This is a genomic window from Lysobacter sp. GQ73, assembly GCF_059758755.1.
Genome location: NZ_JCAXEE010000002.1, coordinates 987023 through 1006733, shown reverse-complemented (window position 1 = coordinate 1006733; position 19711 = coordinate 987023). Strand labels below are relative to the sequence as shown.

The window sequence follows — 19711 nt, the reverse complement described above, 5'->3', positions numbered from 1 at the left end:
GGCCCTTGATTCAAAGAAAAGCATTTTTCTTTGGTTACCTTTCTTTTGTTGCTTATGACAAAAGAAAGTAACCCGCCGCTTTAGTGGCGGAAGCTTTGGGTTTGATCTTGATCTGTTTGATCCTGATCTTTCTTGAGCCGTGCGCCGCAAGACCGGCGCAGCGATGTCGCGGCTTGCGCCGCTCCTACCCCGGCGAAGGTACGCCGCTTCTACGCATGCCGACGGCCTCGTGGTTTCTGCGCGTCCCGTGGTCGCGACTCACGTCGCTCCTACAAAGGCCGAGCCTGCGACGCAATGCCGCGAATCCATCCCTGTAGGAGCGACGTAAGTCGCGACCGCGCCGCCACGATCTCGCGCCGATGCCGGCGGCAGCCCGTCAGGGTAGGAGCGGCGCAAGCCGCGACCGCGCAACCGGCGGCTGTTGCGCCTCTGGCTGCGGAGCGGAGAAGCAACATCAAGATCTAAAGCTTCCGCAAGGTCTAAAGCTTCCGCCCCCTAAAGGGTGCGGGTAACTTTCTTTTGTCCAAAGCAACAAAAGAAAGTCACCAAAGAAAAGTGCTTTTCCCTGCAAGGGCACAAGCCCGCACGATCGATGCCGACGCAGGGATGCTCCAGACAGGCCATCCATGGCCTGCTTGCGCACGGCCCGCATCCCTGCGGGCCGCCCTATGGGTCTTCATTTGACCGGCAAAGCGAAGTCGCAAAGCAAAGCCGCAATGCAAGCGGATCAAAATCACGGCAACGGCAACGGCAACGGCAACGGCAACGGCAACGGCAACGGCAACGGCAAGCTGCCGCCTGGATGCGGCATCGCGACGACGGCGCCGGTCCGGATCAGCTCGCCACCGCACTCACCCCAGCGCCACCCTCACACCAACGCCGCGTCCTCATCGCTCGGGGTGTCGTCCTTGCGCGCGACATCCCCGGTCGGCTTGGCGTTGCGCGCCGGCGATTTACTGCGTACGTCGACGGCTTCGGCGATCGCCTCGATCGCTTCCACCACCGGCACGGCGATGGTGCGCTGGTCGTTGGCTTCCTTGGCCAGGCCGTGGGCAAGCGCGGCTTCGGCTTCCTCGGAGGCCTTGCGGAAGCGCTTGGCGTCCGGGCACAGCACCTGCATGTAGTCGGCGTCGAAGTTCAGGCGCTCGACCAGGAAGTCGACGAAGGCCCGGACCTTGGGAGATTGCACCTGCCCGCGCGGGAACACCGCGTTGAACTCGTACTCCGGGCCGGTCCAGCCGGCCAGCACGCGCTGCACGTAGCCCTGTTCGGCGAAGGCCTTGACGGTGACGTCGGCGGCCAGCATCAGCGCTTCGCCGCACAGCAGGGCGCCGCGCAGCGGGCCCGGGTCGTTGGCGACCATGACCGGGTCGATCACGTAATCGACGTTGCGCTCGCCGTCGTTGAGGGTCCACACGTATTCGTTGTTGCGGCGCGACTTCGGCATCGCCAGGGTGCGGTGGTGGCGCAGGTCGTCGGGGTGCAGGGGCTCGCCGTGGCGGGCCAGGTAGTTCGGGCTGGCGTAGATCTGGGTGCGGAAGACCGCCAGGCGGCGCTTGATCAGGTTGGAGTCGGGCAGGTCGCCGACCCGCAGGGCCACGTCGATGCCCTTGTCGATCAGGTCGACGGTGTCGTTGCTGAGGTTCATCTCGACCCGCACTTCCGGGTGGCGCGCGTGGAACTCGCCGAGCAGCGGCGCGATCCAGGTGATGCCGACCGAATACGGCGCGGTGATGCGCAGCCAGCCGCGCGGGCCGCCCTGCAGCTGGCCGACCGCGCTCTCGGCCTCGGCCAGTTCGCGGGCGATGCGCTGGCAGTGCTCGAAGTACAGGTTGCCGGCCTCGGTCAGGCCGAGCTTGCGGGTCGTGCGATGCAACAGCTGCGCGCCGAGCCGGGTTTCGAGTTCCTGGACCTTGCGGCTGACCGTGGTCTTGGGCAGGCGCAGGACGCGGGCGGCGGCGATGAAGCTGCCGCTTTCGACCACCTTGACGAAGATCAGGGTGTCGTTGAGATCGTGAGCCATGGGCGATGGCCTCCGTAGGAGTGTGGATCGAACGGGAGCCTGCCGCGCGCCGCGCCTTGCATCGGCGTTGCGGGGTTCCCGTCAGTTCAAAAACTCGGCGCCGAAAGCTGGACGCCCAAAACACGACGCATATAGCAGGTGCGGTTGCGGGTGACGGCTGTCATGGCGCCTTGCTGACCCCGCCCACTGCCTGGGCGGAGCGGCGGCGGCGACAGTAACGGCATCGTCGCGGGCTGCGAGCAAGCTCGATCCCCGCGTCCCCCTCGGCCCTGCCGTCATGTCTGGGGCCGGTCACGGGGCATTCAAGGAGGCAGAGAGGGCATTGGCCCGATGTCGGGACAATTATTCCCTGAATCAGTGGCTAATCAAGTGCCGTCCGTCTCTCTACTCTTTGCCGCAGATCGACACGAGTCCCCCCGCCATGTTGACCCCCCGACAAGCCCGATTCGCATTTCTACCGCTGATGCTGGTGGCCATGTCCGTCCTGATCGGGCTGGCCGTGGTCGTGTTCCGTCAAGGCCTGGCGCAAGGCGCCGAAGAGGCCTGGATGCTGGCCTGGGTGCTGGCCTTCATCATCGCGCTGCCCTCGGCGATGCTGCTGATGCCGGCCGTCAGCGCGGTGCTCGCGCATTACACCCGAGGTCATTCCGGCAATGACACTCGTCATGGGATCATCCCGATGACGGGAGAGAAAGTCCCGGGAGCGGGACAATGAAAGCCCCTTTGGTTGTACTCGGTGCCACCGGCGGTGTCGGTCGCGGGGTCGTCCAGGCCGCCCTCGACGGCGGTCGGCCGGTCATCGCGGTCGCCCGTCAGGCCAGCGAACTGAAAGTGCTCAAGGCCGCCTACCCCCACGCCGACCTGACCACGATCGCCGGCTCGGTGAGCAACGACCCGGCCGGCGCCAAGCTCGCCCGCGCCCTGCGCAAACTCGGCCGTCCCCTGGCCGGGGTGGTCGCGGCGGTGTGCGGCAGCGCCGAACGCGGCCGCCTGCTCGACAACCCGGCCGAGTTCCTGCGCCGCAAGCTCGACGAGGATCTCCTCCCCCACCTCGCCGCAGCGCGCCACCTGCTGCCTTTGCTGGCCGAACACGATCGCGGCGGCACCTACGTGCTGATCGGCGGTCCCGGCAGCGAGCACCCCTGGGCCGGTTACGGCCACCGTTCGATCGGTGCCGCGGCCCTGCGCATGCTCGCGCGCGTGCTGCACGACGAAGCGCGCCAGCTCGCAGTGCGGGTGCAACTGCTCGCGGTCGACACGCCGGTGTGCACCGAGTTCAACCAACGCAATGCCTGCCCGGAATGGCCGAGCGCCCTGTCGGTCGGCCAGCGCGCGCTGGCCCTGATCGACCACGACCCCGACAGCGAGCCGCCGCACGCGGTGGTGCCGTACGCCTCGCGCGTGGCGCCGCCGCCGCAGTTGCCGCCGCGCGCCGCGCGCGTCCCCCCAGCGCCCGCCAGCCGCTCGCCAGCCGGTGCCCCCGCCTATCCCACCACCGTCCGTCCCACCCCTAAATCGGCTTCAACCGATGCGTGTTCGCAAGATCCGGACAGCACCGCCGAGGAAACCGCGCAACGCTGTCTCCAGGACGCGCGCGCACTGTTGAAGTCGTTGACCTCCAAGAATCCCAAACAGGAACCCACCCCCCGATGAGCACCAGCAACTACTTCGCCCGTTCCGGCCGCGCCGGCGTCGGGCTCTCCGTGCTCGCGCTGGCCGCGAGTGTCGTCATTGCCTTGGCCGTGGTCGGTTGCGGCAGCCAGGCCGCCACCCCCGAAGGCGCGCCGCCGCCGCCGGACGTCAGCGTCGCCCAGGTGCTGACCAAGCAGGTGCGGCAGTGGGACGAGTTCACCGGCCGCGTCACCGCGGTGGAATCGGTCGAACTGCGGCCCCGCGTCAGCGGCTACGTCGAGCGCGTCGCCTATGAGGAAGGCCAGGAGGTCAAGAAGGGCGATCTGTTGTTCGTGATCGACCAGCGCCGGTACCGCGCCGAGCTCAACCGCGCCCAGGCCGAACTGGAACGCGCGCGCGCCGAAGCGCGCCTGGCCCAGACCCAGGACAAGCGTGCCCAGACCCTGGTCGAGGCCAAGGCGATCTCGCGCGAAGAGTTCGAGACCCGCCGCGCCGCGACCACCCAGGGCAACGCCTCGGTCCGCGCCGCCGAAGCCGCGGTGGCCTCGGCCCAGCTCGATCTGACCTTCACCGAAGTGCGCGCGCCGATCAGCGGCCGCGCCGGCCGCGCGCTGGTCACCGCGGGCAACCTCGCCCAGGCCGACCAGACCCTGCTGACCACGCTGGTCTCGCAGAACCCGATGTACGTGTATTTCGAAAGCGACGAGCAGACCTACCTGCGCTACAAAGAACTGGCCCGCAAGGGCGAGCGCGCCGAGAACAAGAACCCGGTCCGCATCGGCCTGGCCAGCGAAACCGGCTATCCGCACCAGGGCACGGTCGACTTCACCGACAACCAGGTCGACCCGCGCACCGGCACCATCCGCGCCCGCGCGGTGGTCGACAACGGCGACCGCATCTTCACCCAGGGCCTGTTCGCGCGCGTCCAGCTCGAAGGCACCGGCGACTTCAAGGCCATGCTGGTCGACGACAAGGCCGTGCTCACCGACCAAGACCGCAAGTACGTCTACGTGCTCGGCCCGAAGAACGAGGCGGTCCGCAAGGACGTCGTCCTCGGCCGCATGATCGACGGCCTGCGGGTGGTCAACTCGGGCCTGGCGCCGACCGACAAGGTCATCGTCCACGGCGTGCAGAAGGTGTTCTTCCCGGGCATGCCGGTGGCGCCGAAGACCATCGCGATGGGCGCGCCGGCACCGGCGCCGGCCGCGCCGGGCGCGGCGGCCGGAGCCTTGTGACCGACCGATGACGGACGCGCCGCGGCATCCGCCGCGGCGACGCTCGAACACTAGAAACCACGAAACCCCCAGGCCGCCGTCCCGCGAATGCGGGCCTGCAGGCCTCCGGGCGAGAACGCTTGAAGTCTCCGGATTTCCGCCCGCGCGGCAACGACGGGCAAAAAACGAGCGCTCTCATCGGGTTTCGGCAATCAAGGCCCGCGTCCCCACGGCGCGGGCCGGGAATCATGCGGCTCAACGCCGCGCCAAGGAATCCGTCATGGACTTTTCCAAATTTTTCATCGATCGGCCGATCTTCGCCGCGGTGCTGTCGATCGTGATCTTCGCCGCCGGCCTGATCGCGATACCGATCCTGCCGATCAGCGAATATCCCGAAGTCATCCCGCCGTCGGTGATGGTGCGCACGGTGTACCCGGGCGCCAACCCCAAGGTCATCGCCGAGACCGTCGCCACGCCGCTGGAGGAAGCGATCAACGGCGTCGAGGACATGATGTACATCAAGTCGGTCGCCGGTTCCGACGGCGTGCTGGCGATCACCGTCACCTTCAAACCGGGCACCGATCCGGACGACGCGGCGGTGCGCGTGCAGAACCGGGTCAGCCAGGCGCTGGCGCGACTGCCCGAGGACGTGCGCCGGCAAGGCGTGACGACCCAGAAGCAGGCGCCGGTGTTCCTGATGGTGGTGCACCTGACCTCGCCCAACGGCAAGTACGACACCCTGTACCTGCGCAACTACGCGCGCCTGCACGTCAAGGATCAGCTCGCTCGCCTGTCCGGCGTCGGCGACGCGCAGATCTTCGGCGGCGGCGACTATGCGATGCGCGTGTGGCTGGACCCGGACAAGGTCGCCTCGCGCGGCCTGACCGCCGGCGACGTGCTGCGCGCGATGCGCGAGCAGAACGTACAGGTCTCGGCCGGCCAGCTCGGCGCCGACCCGATGCCCAACAGCGACTTCCTCACTCTGATCAACGCCAAGGGCCGCCTGCAGAGCCAGGAAGAGTTCGGCAACATCGTGGTCAAGAGCGGCACCGACGGCGAAATCGTCCGCCTGTCCGACGTCGCCCGCCTGGAACTGGGCGCCGGCGACTACAGCCTGCGCTCCCAGCTCGACGGCAAGAACGCGGTCGGCATCGGTATCTTCCAGTCGCCCGGCGCGAACGCGCTGCAGATCCAGGAGCAGGTGATCGCCAACATGGATCGCCTGTCCAAGACGTTCCCGGACGGCATCAAGTACGAAGCGGTGTACGACACCACCATCTTCGTGCGCGACTCGATCAAGGCGGTGGTCACGACCCTGCTGGAAGCCATCGCGCTGGTGGTGCTGGTGGTGATCCTGTTCCTGCAGACCTGGCGCGCCTCGATCATTCCGTTGCTGGCGGTGCCGGTGTCGGTGGTCGGCACCTTCGCCGCGCTGTACCTGCTCGGGTTCTCGATCAACACCCTGAGCCTGTTCGGGCTGGTGCTGGCGATCGGCATCGTGGTCGACGACGCGATCGTGGTGGTGGAAAACGTCGAACGCAACATCGAGGAAGGCCTGACCCCGCTCGCGGCGGCGCACCAGGCGATGAAGGAAGTGTCCGGCCCGATCGTCGCGATCGCGCTGGTGCTGTGCGCGGTGTTCGTGCCGATGGCGTTCCTGTCGGGCGTGACCGGCCAGTTCTACAAGCAGTTCGCGGTGACCATCGCCATCTCGACGGTGATCTCGGCGATCAACTCGCTGACCCTGTCGCCGGCGCTGGCCGCGCGCTTGCTGCGCCCGCACAGTGCGCCGAAGGATGCGCCGACCCGTTTGATCGACCGCCTGTTCGGCTGGCTGTTCCGTCCGTTCAACCGCTTCTTCGCCTCGAGCTCGCAGAAGTACCAGGGCGCGGTCTCGCGCACGCTGGGCAAGCGCGGCGCGGTGTTCGTGGTGTATGCGGTGCTGCTGGTCGCGACCGGCCTGATGTTCAAGGTGGTGCCGGCCGGCTTCATCCCGCTGCAGGACAAGCTGTACCTGATCGCCGCGGTGAAGTTGCCGGAAGGCTCGTCGATCGCGCGTACCGATGCGCTGCTCAAGAAGGTCACCGACGTCGCCGCCAAGATCGACGGCGTGCAGAACACCATGGCCTTCCCGGGCTTGAACGCGGTGCAGTTCACCAACACGCCCAACACCGGCGTGGCGTTCCTGCCGCTCAAGCCGTTCAGCGAGCGCAGCCGCACCGCGGTGGAGATCACCGCCGAGCTCAACCAGAAGATCGCCGGCTTCCAGGAGGGCTTCACCTTCGCCCTGATGCCGCCGCCGATCCTCGGCCTGGGCAACGGCGCGGGCTACCAGTTGTTCATCGAAGACCGCAGCAACCTGGGTTACGGCGCCTTGCAGAACGCGGTCAGCGCGTTCCAGGGCACGGTCATGCAGACCCCCGGCATGGGCTATGCGAACACCACCTACCAGGCCAACGTGCCGCAGCTCGACGCCGAAGTCGACCGGATCAAGGCCAAGGCCCAGGGCGTGCCGTTGACCGACCTGTTCGACACCCTGCAGACCTACCTGGGTTCGGCCTACGTCAACGATTTCAACCAGTTCGGCCGCACCTGGCAGGTGATCGCCCAGGCCGACGGCTCGTTCCGCGACAGCGTCGAGGACATCGCCAACCTGCGGACCCGCAACGACCGCGGCGAGATGGTGCCGATCGGCTCGATGGTCACGGTCAAGCAGACCTTCGGCCCCGACCCGGTGCTGCGCTACAACGGCTATCCGGCCGCCGACATCGCCGGCGACGTCGATCCGCGCGTGATGTCCTCGGCGCAGGCCATGGACGTGGTCAAGGACGTGGCCGCCAAGGTGTTGCCGCACGGCATGGAAATCGAATGGACCGACCTGAGCTACCAGCAGGCCAGCCAGGGCAATGCCGCCTTGATCGTGTTCCCGCTCGCCATCCTGCTCGCCTTCCTGGTGCTGGCGGCGCTGTACGAAAGCTGGACCCTGCCGCTGGCGGTGATCCTGATCGTGCCGATGTGCATGCTGTCGGCCCTGGCCGGCGTGTGGCTCACCGGCGGCGACAACAACGTGTTCGTGCAGGTCGGGCTGGTGGTGCTGATGGGCCTGGCGTGCAAGAACGCGATCCTGATCGTCGAGTTCGCCCGCGAACTCGAACTGCAGGGCAAGGGCATCGTGGAGTCGGCCCTGGAAGCCTGCCGCCTGCGCCTGCGCCCGATCGTGATGACCTCGATCGCCTTCATCGCCGGCACCGTGCCGCTGGTGCTGTCGCACGGCGCCGGTGCGGAAATCCGCTCGGTCACCGGCATCACCGTGTTCGCCGGCATGTTGGGCGTGACCCTGTTCGGCCTGTTCCTGACGCCGGTGTTCTACGTCGCCCTGCGCAAGCTGGTCGGCCAGAAGCTGGTCTCGCACGGCGAACACACCCCTTTGGAGAAAGTCCATGCGTAAGTTGACCTTGCCCGCGGTGGCCGTGCTGACGCTCGCCCTGGCCGCCTGCGCCGTCGGTCCGGACTATGTCCGGCCGACCCTGGCCACGCCGGAAGCGTTCGCCCGCGCCGACGCGACCGCCGCCACCGACGGCACCGCCGTGGCCGATGCCAACGCCGAGTTCTGGCAGGGCTTCAACGACCCGCTGCTGACCCGGCTGGTCGAGGAGTCGCTGTCGGCCAACCACGACCTGCGCATCGCCCTGGCCAACTACGACCGCGCCAATGCGTTGTTGCGCGGCGCCAAGTTCGACCGTTTCCCGACCATCACCGGCAGCGCCAGCGGCAGCGAATCGCGTTCGAGCTCCGACCAGATGCCGGGCGCCTCCAACGCGGCGCGCGACAACGAGAGCTACAGCGTCCAGGCCAATGCGAGCTGGGAGCTCGACCTGTTCGGCCGGGTGCGCCGCAACATCGAGTCCGAGCGCGCCGAAGCCTGGGCCGGCGCGGCCGACCTGCAGGCGATGCAGGTGTCGATCGTCGGCGAGGTGGCGCGCAGCTACGTCGAGCTGCGCGGCCTGCAGGAACGCCTGCGCGTCGCCCGCGTCAACGCCGACAACCAGAAGGAAACCCTGCGCTTGGTGCAGGCGCGCTTCGACGCCGGCCGCGGCACCGAGTTCGATACCTCGCGTGCCCGCGCCCAGCTCGAAGCGACTCTGGCCCGGGTGCCGAACCTGGAAGCGCAGGTCGCGGTCACCCAGCATCGCCTCGCGGTGCTGACCGGCCAGACCCCGGACGCGTTGATCGCCACCCTCGACGAGGCCGCGGCCCTGCCGTCGCTGCCGGCCCGGCTGGATGCCGGCACCCCGGGCGAGCTGCTGCGCCGTCGTCCCGACGTCGCCGCGGCCGAGCACCGCCTGCACGCGGCCACCGCGCGCATCGGCGTGGCCACCGCCGACTTGTTTCCTCGCTTCACCCTCAGCGGCCTGATCGGTTCGCAGGCGATCGACACCAGCGCCCTGTTCGAACGCGCCAGCGAAACCCGCCTGGTCGCGCTCGGCATCGACTGGTCGTTCCTCGACATCGGCCGCGTGCGCGCGCGCATCAAGGCCGCCGATGCCACCGCCGAGGGCGAACTCGCCCGCTATCAGCAGAGCGTGTTGCTGGCGCTGGAAGACACCGAGAATGCGTTGGTGCGTTATGCACGGGCGCGGGTCGAGGATCAGCACCTGGAACGGGCGGCGCTCGACAGCGCCAAGGCCGCCCAGCTCGCACGCGTGCGCTACGAGGCCGGCGCCGCCGACCTGTTCGAAGTGCTCGACGCCGAACGTACCCAGTTGCAGGCCCAGGATGCGTTCGCCGATGGCCGTACCCGCAGCGTCACCGGCGCGATCGCGCTGTACAAGGCGATGGCCGGCGGCTGGCCGGGCCGCGAGCCGGTGCGCGAGGGCGTGGCCCGGCGTTGATGGTTCCCCTTGACCGACGATAAAGCGGGCGCGGCGGGGCTCCCTTCCCCTCTCATTCGCCGTGACCCGTCGTCGGTCTTTTTATTCCGCTCCGGCCGGTCGCGCGACCGGCCGGGGTTTTCGTATGGGTTGCCGATGCTTTAGCTGGGCATTCCGGCCTTCGCGGGAATGACGGATCGCGATGACGGAGTGGCGGGGCGCGGGGTCTTTCACCGCCGGGCCGCCCATCGAACGTCGTCGCCAAGCCGCATCCGCCCCCGCCGGGCCCTCGACCGAGCGCTCCTCCGCGGCTCATGCAGCCCCGCGCCGACTCGGGCTAGACTGCGCAGCTTCATGGTGCGGGAGCGGATCCGGGTATGCGCATGGGCCTGTGGGCGCTGCTGATCGCGTTGGCCTGCGCCTGTCTGCCGGCCGCCGCGCAGTCGCTGAAAGTCGAAGTGCTGCTGACCGACACCGACCTGCAGGCGCCGCCGGTCGGCGCGCCGGTGATCCGCCAGCTGGTCGCCGAGCGGCCCGACGAATCGATCCGTTTCAGCCTGCCGCGCCGCGACGAGGGCTATTGGCTGCGCCTGACCAGCCAGCGCGCGATCGGCAAGTACGAAGGCCAGCTGCTGGTCCTGCGCGGTCCGCGCGCGATGGGCCCGCTGCTGTATTACCCGCCCGGCGCCGGTCCGCGCGAAGTCGAAGACGCCGAACACGGCGGCGTGCCGCTGATGCGCCGCGGCTGGGTGCTGGCTTTGCCCAACGGCTGGCCGCCGTCCTCGGTCGCCTACCTGCGGATCAAGGGCCGCGCGGCGATGAGCGAGATCCGCCTGTCGTTCGCGAGCATTCCCGAGCTGGCCCGGCAGGAGCGCGGCGACGCCCGCTTCATGGCCGCGGCCTTCACCGCGATGATGCTGATGGCGGTGGCGATGGTCGGGGTGTGGGTCGCGTTCCGCGACTTCGTCTATCTCGGCTACGGCGCCTACCTGGCCTGCATCGCCACCTATCTGCTGCTGTTGTCCGGCGACGCGTCCGAGATGTGGGGCCTGGCCGGGCTGGCCAGCGAACCGGCGATCGGCTGGGCGCTGGCGACCCTGGCGACGATCTTCCAGCTCGGCTTCAGCCTGCGCTTCCTCGACCTGCCGCGGCTGATGCCGCGCACCGCCTGGGTGCTGCGCGCGATCCAATGGGCCAACATGTTCTGGCTGCTGGTATTGGTGATCCTGCGCGAGCATTCCTACGGTTGGTGGTACATCGGCGGCAACCTGTTGTTGCTGCTCGGCGTGCCGTTGATGCTGGTGATCGCGGTCGCGGCCTGGCGCAAGGGAGCGCCGTACGCCGGTTATTACCTGCTGGGCTGGACCCCGATGCTGGTGTTCGCCGCCGCGCTCGCCGCCAACGCGCTCGGCCTGCGCGACGCCGAGTGGGCCGAACGCGGCCTCGCCCTGACCGCGGTGCTGGAGTCGGCCGTGCTCGCGCTGGCCCTGAGCCAGCACGCCGCCAACCGCCATCGCATCCTGCTGCTGGCGCGGCAGTCGGTCGAACGCGACCCGCTGACCGGCGCGCTCAATGCCCAGGTGCTGGAACAGATGCTCGAAGCCTGGTCCTCGCCGGGCAGCCTGAACGTCAATACCTACGGCCTGTTGCTGGTCGACCTCGACGGCTTCGGCGAGGTCAACGCGCGCTACGGCCGCGCGGTCGGCGACGCTCTGCTGCAGCAGGCCCTGTCGCGCATGCGCGGGGTGTTGCGGCCCGACGACACCATCGCGCGCATGGCCGGCGACTGCTTCGGCATCGTCAGCGAATGCGAACGGGTCGAGTGCGAGCTGCTCGCGCGTCGCCTGGCCGAGACCTTCGCCCAGCGCCCGTTCCGCATCGACGGTCACGAAATCACCATGAGCGTGAGCATCGGCCTGGCCATCTCGCAGCGCGGCGAGCAGGTCGCTGAGCTGTTCGAGCGCGTGCGCCAGGCCTTGCGCAGCGCCACCGTCGCCGGCCGCAACGCGGTCAGCGTGGCTCAGGGACGCGACGTCGCGACCGCCTTGCCGGCCGAATGATCCTCACACGGCGCTGACGCCGCTGAGCGCGGCGCCACCGGCATCTGAATACCGGCGCCTGCGCGACCGGTCTTCACCTGCATTGCATCGGCAAGGGCCTAGCGTGGTCGCCATGGACGCAGGTGGCGTCCGTGGAACCCGATCCAGGCCATGAAACATCACGATGCAAAGGGGGTCGGTGCGGCAGCGGCCGAGGCGATCGACCCTGGCGAATACCGCGAGCATTTCCAGCGCGAGTATCGCTTCGCGTCTTACTACAGCGCCGGCCGCGAGTGGCCCGATTACGAGCCGGCCTACCGCTACGGCTACGACAGCTACCTCGACCGCGGCGGCCGCCGCTTCGAGGAGGTCGAGGACGAACTCGGGCGCGAATGGGACCGCCATCGCGCCAGTTCGCGCCTGCATTGGACCGAAGCGCGCGAGGCCGTGCGCGACGGATGGCATCACATCGAGCGCAATCTGCCCCACGCACTCGACCGGTCGCTGCGCTGACGGCTCGCGCGATGACCACCGCTCCCTAGGCGCTCTCCCCCGGGGAGTCTACTGGTCGCCCCTCCGGGCGGCCTTTTTTTTGCCGGCCGTGGCGGTTCGCCGGCGCGCGGGCGCGGCGATGGCGGCCAAGGCAACCCGGCGTTGCGCCGGCGCACTCGGCGTGCGCGGCGCGGTGGAGTAGGATGCCCCTCCCACCTGCAAGAGGCCGGACCATGGCCGACAACGACAGCAAGCCGTCCCGCGAACAGGCCGAAGCCGCCGTCCGCACCCTGCTGAGCTGGGCCGGCGAAGATCCCGCCCGCGAAGGCCTGCTCGACACGCCCAAGCGCGTGGTCGAGGCCTACGGCGATTGGTTCAGCGGCTACGGCGACGATCCGCGCGAGTACCTGGCGCGCACCTTCGAGGAGGTGGCCGGCTACGACGAGATGATCGTGCTGCGCGACATCGAGTTCGAAAGCCATTGCGAGCACCACATGGCCCCGATCATCGGCAAGGCCCATGTCGGCTACCTGCCCAGCGGCAAGGTCGTCGGCATCAGCAAGCTCGCTCGCGTGGTGGAGACCTATGCGCGGCGTTTCCAGGTCCAGGAAAAGATGACCGCGCAGATCGCCCAGTCGATCCAGGACGTGCTGCAGCCGCTCGGCGTCGGTGTGGTCATCGAAGGCGCCCACGAATGCATGACCACCCGCGGCGTGCACAAGCGCGGCGTCAGCATGATCACCTCGAAGATGCTCGGCATGTTCCGCGACGACGCCCGCACCCGCGCCGAATTCCTGCGCTTCATCGACGTCGGTCCGGGTCGCTGAGTTCTTGAGGCAGGGGCTGATGCCCCTTGCCCTCATCCGGCCTTCGGCCCCCCTTCTCCCGCTTGCGGGAGAAGGAAAGCACGCCACTCCCGCTTGCGGGAGAAGGAAAGCAAGCGACTCCCGCTTGCGGGAGAAGGAAAGCACGCCACTCCCGCTTGCGGGAGAAGGGAAAGGTAAGCGCTGTGGTTTCGATTGCGCGGCGGCCGGTCACCCGCTTCCAGTCCCTCTCCCGTTGACGGGAGAGAGATTGGGGTGAGGGCGACCGCCGAGCCGCTCAACCCGCCTGGGCGAGCCGCTCGTCCCGGGCCGCCACCGGCGCCTGCACGCTCAACAGCGTCACGATCCCCGCTGCCGCCTCGCGGCCTTCGAACGCCGCGGTCACCACCAGGTCGGCGCCGCGCACCGCGTCGCCGCCGGCGAATACCTTCGGGTTCGTGGTCTGGTACGGCAGTCCGGTCGCGCTCTTGCGCCGCGTCGCACAGCTTTCGCTGGTCGCCAACACCTTGATGCGGCCGTTGTCGGTCAACTCGATGCCCTGCTGCGCCAGCCAGGCCGGCGGGTCGGGCTGGAAACCGAAGGCGATGATGACCACGTCGGCCTCGAGCACCGACTCGCTGCCCTCGACCACTTCCGCGCGCTGGCGGCCGCGCGCATCCGGCGCGCCCAGCCGGGTCTCGGCCACCCGCACCGCATTGACCGCGGTGCCGTCGCCGAGCAGTTCCAGCGGCTGGCGATTGAACAGGAACTCCACGCCTTCTTCGCGCGCGTTGCCGACCTCGCGCGCCGAGCCGGGCATGTTGGCCTCGTCGCGCCGGTACACGCAGCGCACCTGCGCCGCGCCCATGCGCACCGCGCTGCGCACGCAATCCATGCCGGTGTCGCCGCCGCCGAGCACGACCACGCGCTTGCCGCGCAGGTCGGGCAGTTCCAACTGGTCTTCCCAACCGGCGATCGGTTGCGAACGCACCCTGTCGCCTTCGCTGTGCACGACGCGGCCGTTCTGGACCAGGAACGGCAGCGCCGGCAGCACGTTGCGCAGGTCCTGGCCGGGCAGGCCGCCGTCGGTGTAGCGGTACGACCCCAGGCCCAGGAACACCGCGTCGAACTGGACGATCAGATCGTCCAGGCTCAGGTCGCGGCCGATCTCGACGCCGAGCCTGAACTGCACGCCCATGCCTTCGAGCACCTCGCGGCGCTGGCGCATCACCGACTTTTCCAGCTTGAAGCTGGGGATGCCGAAATGCAGCAGCCCGCCGATGTCTTCGTAGCGGTCGAACACCACCGCCTGGATGCCGGCGCGGGCCAGGCGGTCGGCGCAGGACAGCCCGGCCGGGCCGGCGCCGACGATGGCGACGCGCCGGTCGCTGGGCTTGACCGCCGACAGGTCCGGGCGCCAGCCGCTGGCGAGCGCGCTGTCGACGATGTACTTCTCGACCGCGCCGATGGTCACCGCGCCGAAGCCGTCGTTGAGGGTGCAACTGCCTTCGCACAGGCGGTCCTGCGGGCAGACGCGGCCGCAGATCTCCGGCAGCGGGTTGGTCTCGTGGCACAGCGCCGCGGCCTCGTGGACGCGGCCTTCGCGGGCGAGCTCGAGCCAGTTCGGAATGTAGTTGTGCAGCGGGCAGGCCCAGCCGCAGTAGGGGTTGCCGCAGTCGAGGCAGCGGCCGGCCTGCTTCTTGGCTTCGGCTTCGGCGAAGCGGCCGTACAGCTCGCTCCAGTCGCCGTCCAGGCGCAGTTGCAGGGGGATGCGCGCGGGCATTTCGCGCGGCGCATCGCGGAATTGGAAGACGGGCTTCTTGCTCATGCCGGCTGGACCCGTTGGCGTTGTCGACAGAGGATGGTGCGGTTCGCGTGAGCGGCAAGGGCCACCGCAAATTTCGCCTGGCTCCCCTTTTGCAAAGGGGGAAACCCGATCGGATGTTTCGTCTTCGAGCCGAGCCGCTCGGTCGGTTTTACCGTCGGGGAAGAAAGGCGCTGGCCCGAATGTTCAAAACGCGAAATGCCGATCGTCGCCGTACCCGTCATTGCCGTCTCCGTTACTGCCTTTGCCGTTCCCCCCGTCGCAAAAGGGGTGCAGGGGGGAGTCGCTCCCGCCGTTGCCGTTTCCCGAAGCGTCATCACGCCGCACTCCTCAAAGTCTCGGCCAGCGACTCCAGGCTTGCCGCCTTGGGCTTCACCAGCCAGAACTTGCCCATGTAGTCGCGCATCTCGTCGAGGATGCGCCGCGCCCAGGCGCTGCCGGTCAGGGCGACGTGGGTTTCGAGCAGGTCGTGCAGGTGCGAGCGGTGATGCTCGAAGCCGTCGGCGGAAATGCGCAGGATGTCGATCAGCTCGTGGTTGTAGCGGTCGACGAAGTCGCGCTCGGTGTCGAGCACGTAGGCCATGCCGCCGGTGAAGCCGGCGCCGAAGTTGAGGCCGGTGCGGCCGAGCACCGCGACCACGCCGCCGGTCATGTATTCGCAGCAATGGTCGCCGGCGCCTTCGACCACCGCGGTCGCGCCGGAGTTGCGCACGCCGAAGCGTTCGCCGGCGCGGCCGGCGGCATACAGCTCGCCGCCGGTGGCGCCGTACAGACAGGTGTTGCCGAGGATCGGCGTTTCGTGGGCGACGTAGCGCGCGCCGCCCGGCGGGCGCAGGACGATGCGGCCGCCGGCCATGCCCTTGCCGACGTAGTCGTTGGCTTCGCCCGACAGCTCGAAGTGCAGGCCCCCGGCCTGGAACGCGCCGAAGCTCTGCCCGGCGGTGCCGCTGAAGCGCAAGGTCAGCGGCGCGTCGCTCATGCCGCGGTCGCCGTGCAGGCGGGCGATGCGCCCGGACAGGCGCGCGCCGATGCTGCGGTCGGTGTTGCGGATCCTGTAGCTGTACTCGCCGCCGGACTTGTTCGCGATCGCGTCGGCCAGATCGCTTTCGAGTTGCGCCGACAGGCCCTCGGGCGCTTGCGGCGGGGCCGGCATGCCGCAGTGGCCGCCGTGGGCGAGCCCGGAACCGGCGAGCAGGGGCGCCAGGTCGAGGCGCTGCTGGCGCGCGCTGTCGCCGGCGCTCTGGCGCAGCAGGTCGGTGCGGCCGACGATTTCGCCGAGCGTGCGCACGCCGAGCGAGGCCAGCCAATGCCGCACTTCTTCGGCGAGCAGGCGGAAGAAGTTCTCGACGCGCTCGGGCAGGCCGGTGAAATGGTCGCGGCGCAGGCCCGCGTCCTGGGTCGCCACGCCGGTCGCGCAGTTGTTGAGGTGGCAGATGCGCAGGTACTTGCAGCCCAGCGCGATCATCGGCGCGGTGCCGAAGCCGAAGCTTTCGGCGCCGAGCAGGGCGGCCTTGACCACGTCGAGGCCGCTCTTGAGGCCGCCGTCGGTCTGCAGGATCACCCGCTCGCGCAGGTCGTTGGCGAGCAAGGCCTGGCGCGCTTCGGCCAGCCCGAGTTCCCACGGCGTGCCGGCGTAGCGGATCGACGACAGCGGGCTGGCGCCGGTGCCGCCGTCGTGGCCGGACACGGTGACCAGGTCGGCGCCGGCCTTGACCACGCCGGTGGCGATGGTGCCGACGCCGGCGTGCGAGACCAGCTTGACCGAGATCAACGCCTGCGGATTGACCTGGCGCAGGTCGTGGATGAGTTGCGCCAGGTCCTCGATCGAATAGATGTCGTGATGCGGCGGCGGCGAGATCAGGCCGATGCCGGGCATCGCGTAGCGCAGTCGCGCGATCAGCTCGTTGACCTTGTGCCCCGGCAACTGGCCGCCTTCGCCGGGCTTGGCGCCCTGGGCGACCTTGATCTGCAGCACTTCGGCGTTGACCAGGTATTCCGGGGTCACGCCGAACCGGCCCGAGGCGATCTGCTTGATCTTGGAGACCTTGTCGGTGCGATAGCGCGCCGGGTCTTCGCCGCCTTCGCCGGAGTTCGAGCGCCCGCCGAGGCGGTTCATCGCGATCGCCAGCGCTTCGTGCGCTTCCGGCGACAGCGCGCCCAGGCTCATCGCCGCCGAGTCGAAACGGCGCACGATGGCCTCGACCGGTTCGACCTCGTCGAGCGGAATCGCGGCGGCGGCATCGGTGTTGAGTTCGAGCAGGTCTCGCAGCGCCGCGGTCGGGCGTTCGTTGACCGCTTCGGCGTAATGCTGCCAGTCGGCCCAGTCGCCGCTGGCGACCGCGCGCTGCAGGCGGGTGACCACGTCGGGGTTGAACAGATGGTATTCGCCGCCCGGCGTGTACTTCAGCAGGCCGCCGATCTCGGGCAGGCGGTTGGCGTCCCAGCCCAGGTCGGCCAGGGTCTGGTTGTCCTGCTGCAGCAGCTCGAAGCCGGCGCCGCTGATCCGCGAGGGCGTGCCGGCGAAACACAGCTCGACCACCTCGCGGTCCAGGCCGATGATCTCGAACAGCTGCGCGCCGCGGTAACTGCCGATGGTCGCGATGCCCATCTTCGAGATGATCTTGAGCAGGCCCTTCTTGATCGCGCGACGGTAGCTGCGGCCGATCTGCGCGACCTCGCCGTGCTTGGTGCGCAGGATGCCGCGCGCACCGAGGTCGTGCAGGGTCTGGTAAGCCAGGTAGGGATAGACCGCGGTCGCGCCGAAACCGATCAGGCAGGCGAAGTGGTGCGGGTCGCGCGCGGTGCCGGTCTCGATGATCAGGTTGGCTTCGCAGCGCAGGCCGACCCGGACCAGGTGCTGGTGGATCGCGCCGGTCGCGAGCAGCGCGTGCATCATCAGGCATTCGCGGCGCGGGCGGCGGTCGCTGATGATCAGCAGCACGATGCCGTCGCGGGTGGCTTCCTCGGCTTCCAGGCACAACCGCTGGATCGCCGCTTTGAGGCCTTCCTCGGCGCTGTAGTTCAGGTCGATGTAGCGGTGCGACTGGTCGTACGGCGCCATCGACAGCAGCTGGCGCAGCTTGCGTTGCGCGAGCACCGGCGAATTCAGGTGGATATGGCCGACGTTGCCCGGGCCGTCGACGAAGACGTTGCCCTCGCGCCCGATCTGGGTCGCCAGCGACATCACGCAGTCCTCGCGCAGCGGGTCCATCGGCGGGTTGGTGACCTGGGCGAAGGCCTGGCGGAAGTGGTCGTACAGCGAGCGCACCTGTTGCGACAGCACCGCCATCGGCACGTCGTCGCCCATCGAGCCGGTCGCCTCCTGCTCGATCTCGGCGAGCGGGCGCAGCACTTGCTCGCGTTCTTCGCGGGTCAGCTGGAACAGCTTCTGGAAACCGGCCAGGGTGTCGTGGTCGAAGGGCTCGGCGGTCAGGTTGGGGTCGATCAACTCGCTGTGCAGGTAGGTCATGCCCTGCTTGAGCCAGCGCTTGTACGGCGCGCGGGCGCGGTTGATGCGGTCGATCGCCTCGGAGTCGAGCAGCTCGCCCTGGTACAGGTCGGCGGCGATCATCTCGCCGGGGCCGAGCTTGCCCTTGGCTTCGATCTCTTCGACCGGCAGTTCCCACACCCCGGCTTCGGAGGCGATCAGGAAGTGGCGGTCGCGCGAACGCAGCCAGCGCGCCGGGCGCAGGCCGTTGCGGTCGAGGGTGCAGGCGGCGTAGCGGCCGTCGCAGGTGACGATGCCGGCCGGGCCGTCCCAGGGTTCGGTGTTGAGCGCGTAGTACTCGTAGAACGCGGCGAGGTCGGCGTCCTTGTACTCCAGCGACTGGGTCGCCGGCGGAATCAGGATGCGCATCGCCTTGAGCAGGTCCATGCCGCCGGCCTGCAGCACCTCGAGCATGTTGTCGAGGCTCTGCGAGTCCGAGCCGTCGGTGCCGACGACCTGGTCGAACTCGCGCAGGTCCAGCACCGGCGTGCGCCAGGCGTGCGCGCGCGCCTGCGCCCAGGCGCGGTTGCCGGCGATGGTGTTGATCTCGCCGTTGTGGGCGAGCAGGCGGAACGGCTGCGCCAGCGGCCAGCGCGGCGTGGTGTTGGTGGAGAAGCGCTGGTGGAACACCACCGCGCTCGCGGCGAGTTCCGGGCGTTGCAGGTCCGGGTACAGCTGCATCAGCCGGTCCGGCAGCACCATGCCCTTGTAGCCGATGCTGGCCGAGGACAGGCTGACCACATAGAAGTCGCGGAAAGCTTCGGCGTCGGTCTGGCGCAGGCGCTGTTCGGCGCGGCGGCGCGCCAGGAACAGGGAGCGCTGGAAGCCGGCCGGGTCGAACGGCGCGGCGGCATCGACGAAGATCTGCTCGATCCGCGGCATGGTCTGGCGGGCGAGTTCGCCGCAGGCCGCCAGATCGACCGGCACCACCCGCCAACCGGTCACGCGCATGCCTTCGCTGCGCAGGGTTTCGTTGAGTACGTCGCGGGCCTGGGCGGCCAGCGCGGTGTCGCGCGGCAAAAACACCAGGCCGGAAGCGAAGTGTGGGCCCGGGCGGATGTTGGCCTCGCGGGCGATCAGGCGCAGGAAAGCGTCGGGATGGCGAATCAGCAAGCCGCAACCGTCGCCGCTGAGCCCGTCGGCGGCGACGCCGCCGCGGTGAGTCATGCGCGAGAGCGCCTCGAGGGCGCGGTCGACCAGGGCGCGGCTGGGGCGATCGTCGAGTTGCGCGATCAGTCCGAAACCGCAGCTGTCCCGCTCGTCGCGGGGGTCGTACAGACTTTGTTGCCTGGCTTGCATCGCATCTCCGGACCGGTGGGGTGTTC

12 protein-coding genes are annotated in these 19711 nt (G+C 68.9%); 8 read left to right on the top strand and 4 right to left on the bottom strand.

All coding sequences use genetic code 11. The annotated features are described in order from the left end of the window. Nucleotides 1-868: 868 nt before the first annotated feature. Nucleotides 869-2023, bottom strand: a complete 1155-nt coding sequence (locus AC6CH2_RS09175) for a LysR family transcriptional regulator (RefSeq protein ID WP_498268962.1) — start codon at nt 2021-2023, stop codon at nt 869-871. Between the two features lie 421 nt (nt 2024-2444). On the opposite strand from AC6CH2_RS09175, the gene AC6CH2_RS09170 reads away from it, so the two are divergent. The 8 genes from AC6CH2_RS09170 to folE all read left to right on the top strand — a co-directional run bounded on the left by AC6CH2_RS09170 (nt 2445) and on the right by folE (nt 13098). Continuing rightward, nucleotides 2445-2738, top strand: a complete 294-nt coding sequence (locus AC6CH2_RS09170) for a DUF2798 domain-containing protein (protein WP_498268961.1) — start codon at nt 2445-2447, stop codon at nt 2736-2738. Then, nucleotides 2735-3676 (top strand): SDR family NAD(P)-dependent oxidoreductase, encoded by a 942-nt coding sequence (locus AC6CH2_RS09165; RefSeq protein ID WP_498268960.1) that lies wholly within the window; start codon nt 2735-2737, stop codon nt 3674-3676. The genes AC6CH2_RS09170 and AC6CH2_RS09165 overlap by 4 nt, the downstream gene beginning before the upstream one ends. Then, the gene (locus AC6CH2_RS09160) at nt 3673-4890 is read left to right on the top strand and encodes an efflux RND transporter periplasmic adaptor subunit (RefSeq protein ID WP_498268959.1); all 1218 of its coding nucleotides are present in this window, start codon (nt 3673-3675) and stop codon (nt 4888-4890) included. The genes AC6CH2_RS09165 and AC6CH2_RS09160 overlap by 4 nt, the downstream gene beginning before the upstream one ends. A gap of 259 nt (nt 4891-5149) precedes the next feature. Beyond that, a complete protein-coding gene (locus tag AC6CH2_RS09155; RefSeq protein WP_498268958.1) occupies nt 5150-8317 on the top strand; it encodes an efflux RND transporter permease subunit in 3168 nt (1055 codons plus the stop codon). Then, nucleotides 8310-9761, top strand: a complete 1452-nt coding sequence (locus AC6CH2_RS09150; RefSeq protein ID WP_498268957.1) for an efflux transporter outer membrane subunit — start codon at nt 8310-8312, stop codon at nt 9759-9761. The genes AC6CH2_RS09155 and AC6CH2_RS09150 overlap by 8 nt, the downstream gene beginning before the upstream one ends. Nucleotides 9762-10117: 356 nt before the next feature. Beyond that, nucleotides 10118-11800, top strand: a complete 1683-nt coding sequence (locus tag AC6CH2_RS09145) for a GGDEF domain-containing protein (RefSeq protein WP_498268956.1) — start codon at nt 10118-10120, stop codon at nt 11798-11800. Nucleotides 11801-11950: 150 nt separating this feature from the next. Continuing rightward, nucleotides 11951-12292, top strand: a complete 342-nt coding sequence (locus AC6CH2_RS09140) for a hypothetical protein (protein WP_498268955.1) — start codon at nt 11951-11953, stop codon at nt 12290-12292. 212 nt (nt 12293-12504) lie between these two features. Beyond that, a complete protein-coding gene (gene folE, locus AC6CH2_RS09135) occupies nt 12505-13098 on the top strand; it encodes a GTP cyclohydrolase I FolE (protein ID WP_031371805.1) in 594 nt (197 codons plus the stop codon). Nucleotides 13099-13372: 274 nt separating this feature from the next. Here folE and AC6CH2_RS09130 read toward each other — a convergent pair whose 3' ends face one another. From AC6CH2_RS09130 to gltB, 3 genes are all read right to left on the bottom strand, one after another. Then, complete coding sequence (locus tag AC6CH2_RS09130; protein ID WP_498268954.1) at nt 13373-14902, bottom strand: FAD-dependent oxidoreductase; 1530 nt, start codon at nt 14900-14902, stop codon at nt 13373-13375. Further along, nucleotides 14899-15123, bottom strand: coding sequence for a hypothetical protein (locus AC6CH2_RS09125; RefSeq protein ID WP_498268953.1), 225 nt, complete (start codon nt 15121-15123; stop codon nt 14899-14901). The genes AC6CH2_RS09130 and AC6CH2_RS09125 overlap by 4 nt, the downstream gene beginning before the upstream one ends. 92 nt (nt 15124-15215) lie before the next feature. Beyond that, nucleotides 15216-19685 carry a glutamate synthase large subunit gene (gene gltB / locus AC6CH2_RS09120; protein ID WP_498268952.1) on the bottom strand — a complete coding sequence of 1490 codons (4470 nt, stop codon included), beginning with the start codon at nt 19683-19685 and terminating at the stop codon, nt 15216-15218. Nucleotides 19686-19711: the final 26 nt, after the last annotated feature.

Bases quoted from the DNA above. Each gene is read 5' to 3' on its own strand.
- AC6CH2_RS09175 (WP_498268962.1), bottom strand. From the start codon at position 2,023: ATGGCTCACGATCTCAACGACACCCTGATCTTCGTCAAGGTGGTCGAA.
- gltB (WP_498268952.1), bottom strand. From the start codon at position 19,685: ATGCAAGCCAGGCAACAAAGTCTGTACGACCCCCGCGACGAGCGGGAC.
- AC6CH2_RS09155 (WP_498268958.1), top strand. From the start codon at position 5,150: ATGGACTTTTCCAAATTTTTCATCGATCGGCCGATCTTCGCCGCGGTG.
- AC6CH2_RS09150 (WP_498268957.1), top strand. From the start codon at position 8,310: ATGCGTAAGTTGACCTTGCCCGCGGTGGCCGTGCTGACGCTCGCCCTG.
- AC6CH2_RS09130 (WP_498268954.1), bottom strand. From the start codon at position 14,902: ATGAGCAAGAAGCCCGTCTTCCAATTCCGCGATGCGCCGCGCGAAATG.
- AC6CH2_RS09170 (WP_498268961.1), top strand. From the start codon at position 2,445: ATGTTGACCCCCCGACAAGCCCGATTCGCATTTCTACCGCTGATGCTG.
- AC6CH2_RS09125 (WP_498268953.1), bottom strand. From the start codon at position 15,123: ATGACGGGTACGGCGACGATCGGCATTTCGCGTTTTGAACATTCGGGC.
- folE (WP_031371805.1), top strand. From the start codon at position 12,505: ATGGCCGACAACGACAGCAAGCCGTCCCGCGAACAGGCCGAAGCCGCC.
- AC6CH2_RS09165 (WP_498268960.1), top strand. From the start codon at position 2,735: ATGAAAGCCCCTTTGGTTGTACTCGGTGCCACCGGCGGTGTCGGTCGC.
- AC6CH2_RS09140 (WP_498268955.1), top strand. From the start codon at position 11,951: ATGAAACATCACGATGCAAAGGGGGTCGGTGCGGCAGCGGCCGAGGCG.
- AC6CH2_RS09145 (WP_498268956.1), top strand. From the start codon at position 10,118: ATGCGCATGGGCCTGTGGGCGCTGCTGATCGCGTTGGCCTGCGCCTGT.
- AC6CH2_RS09160 (WP_498268959.1), top strand. From the start codon at position 3,673: ATGAGCACCAGCAACTACTTCGCCCGTTCCGGCCGCGCCGGCGTCGGG.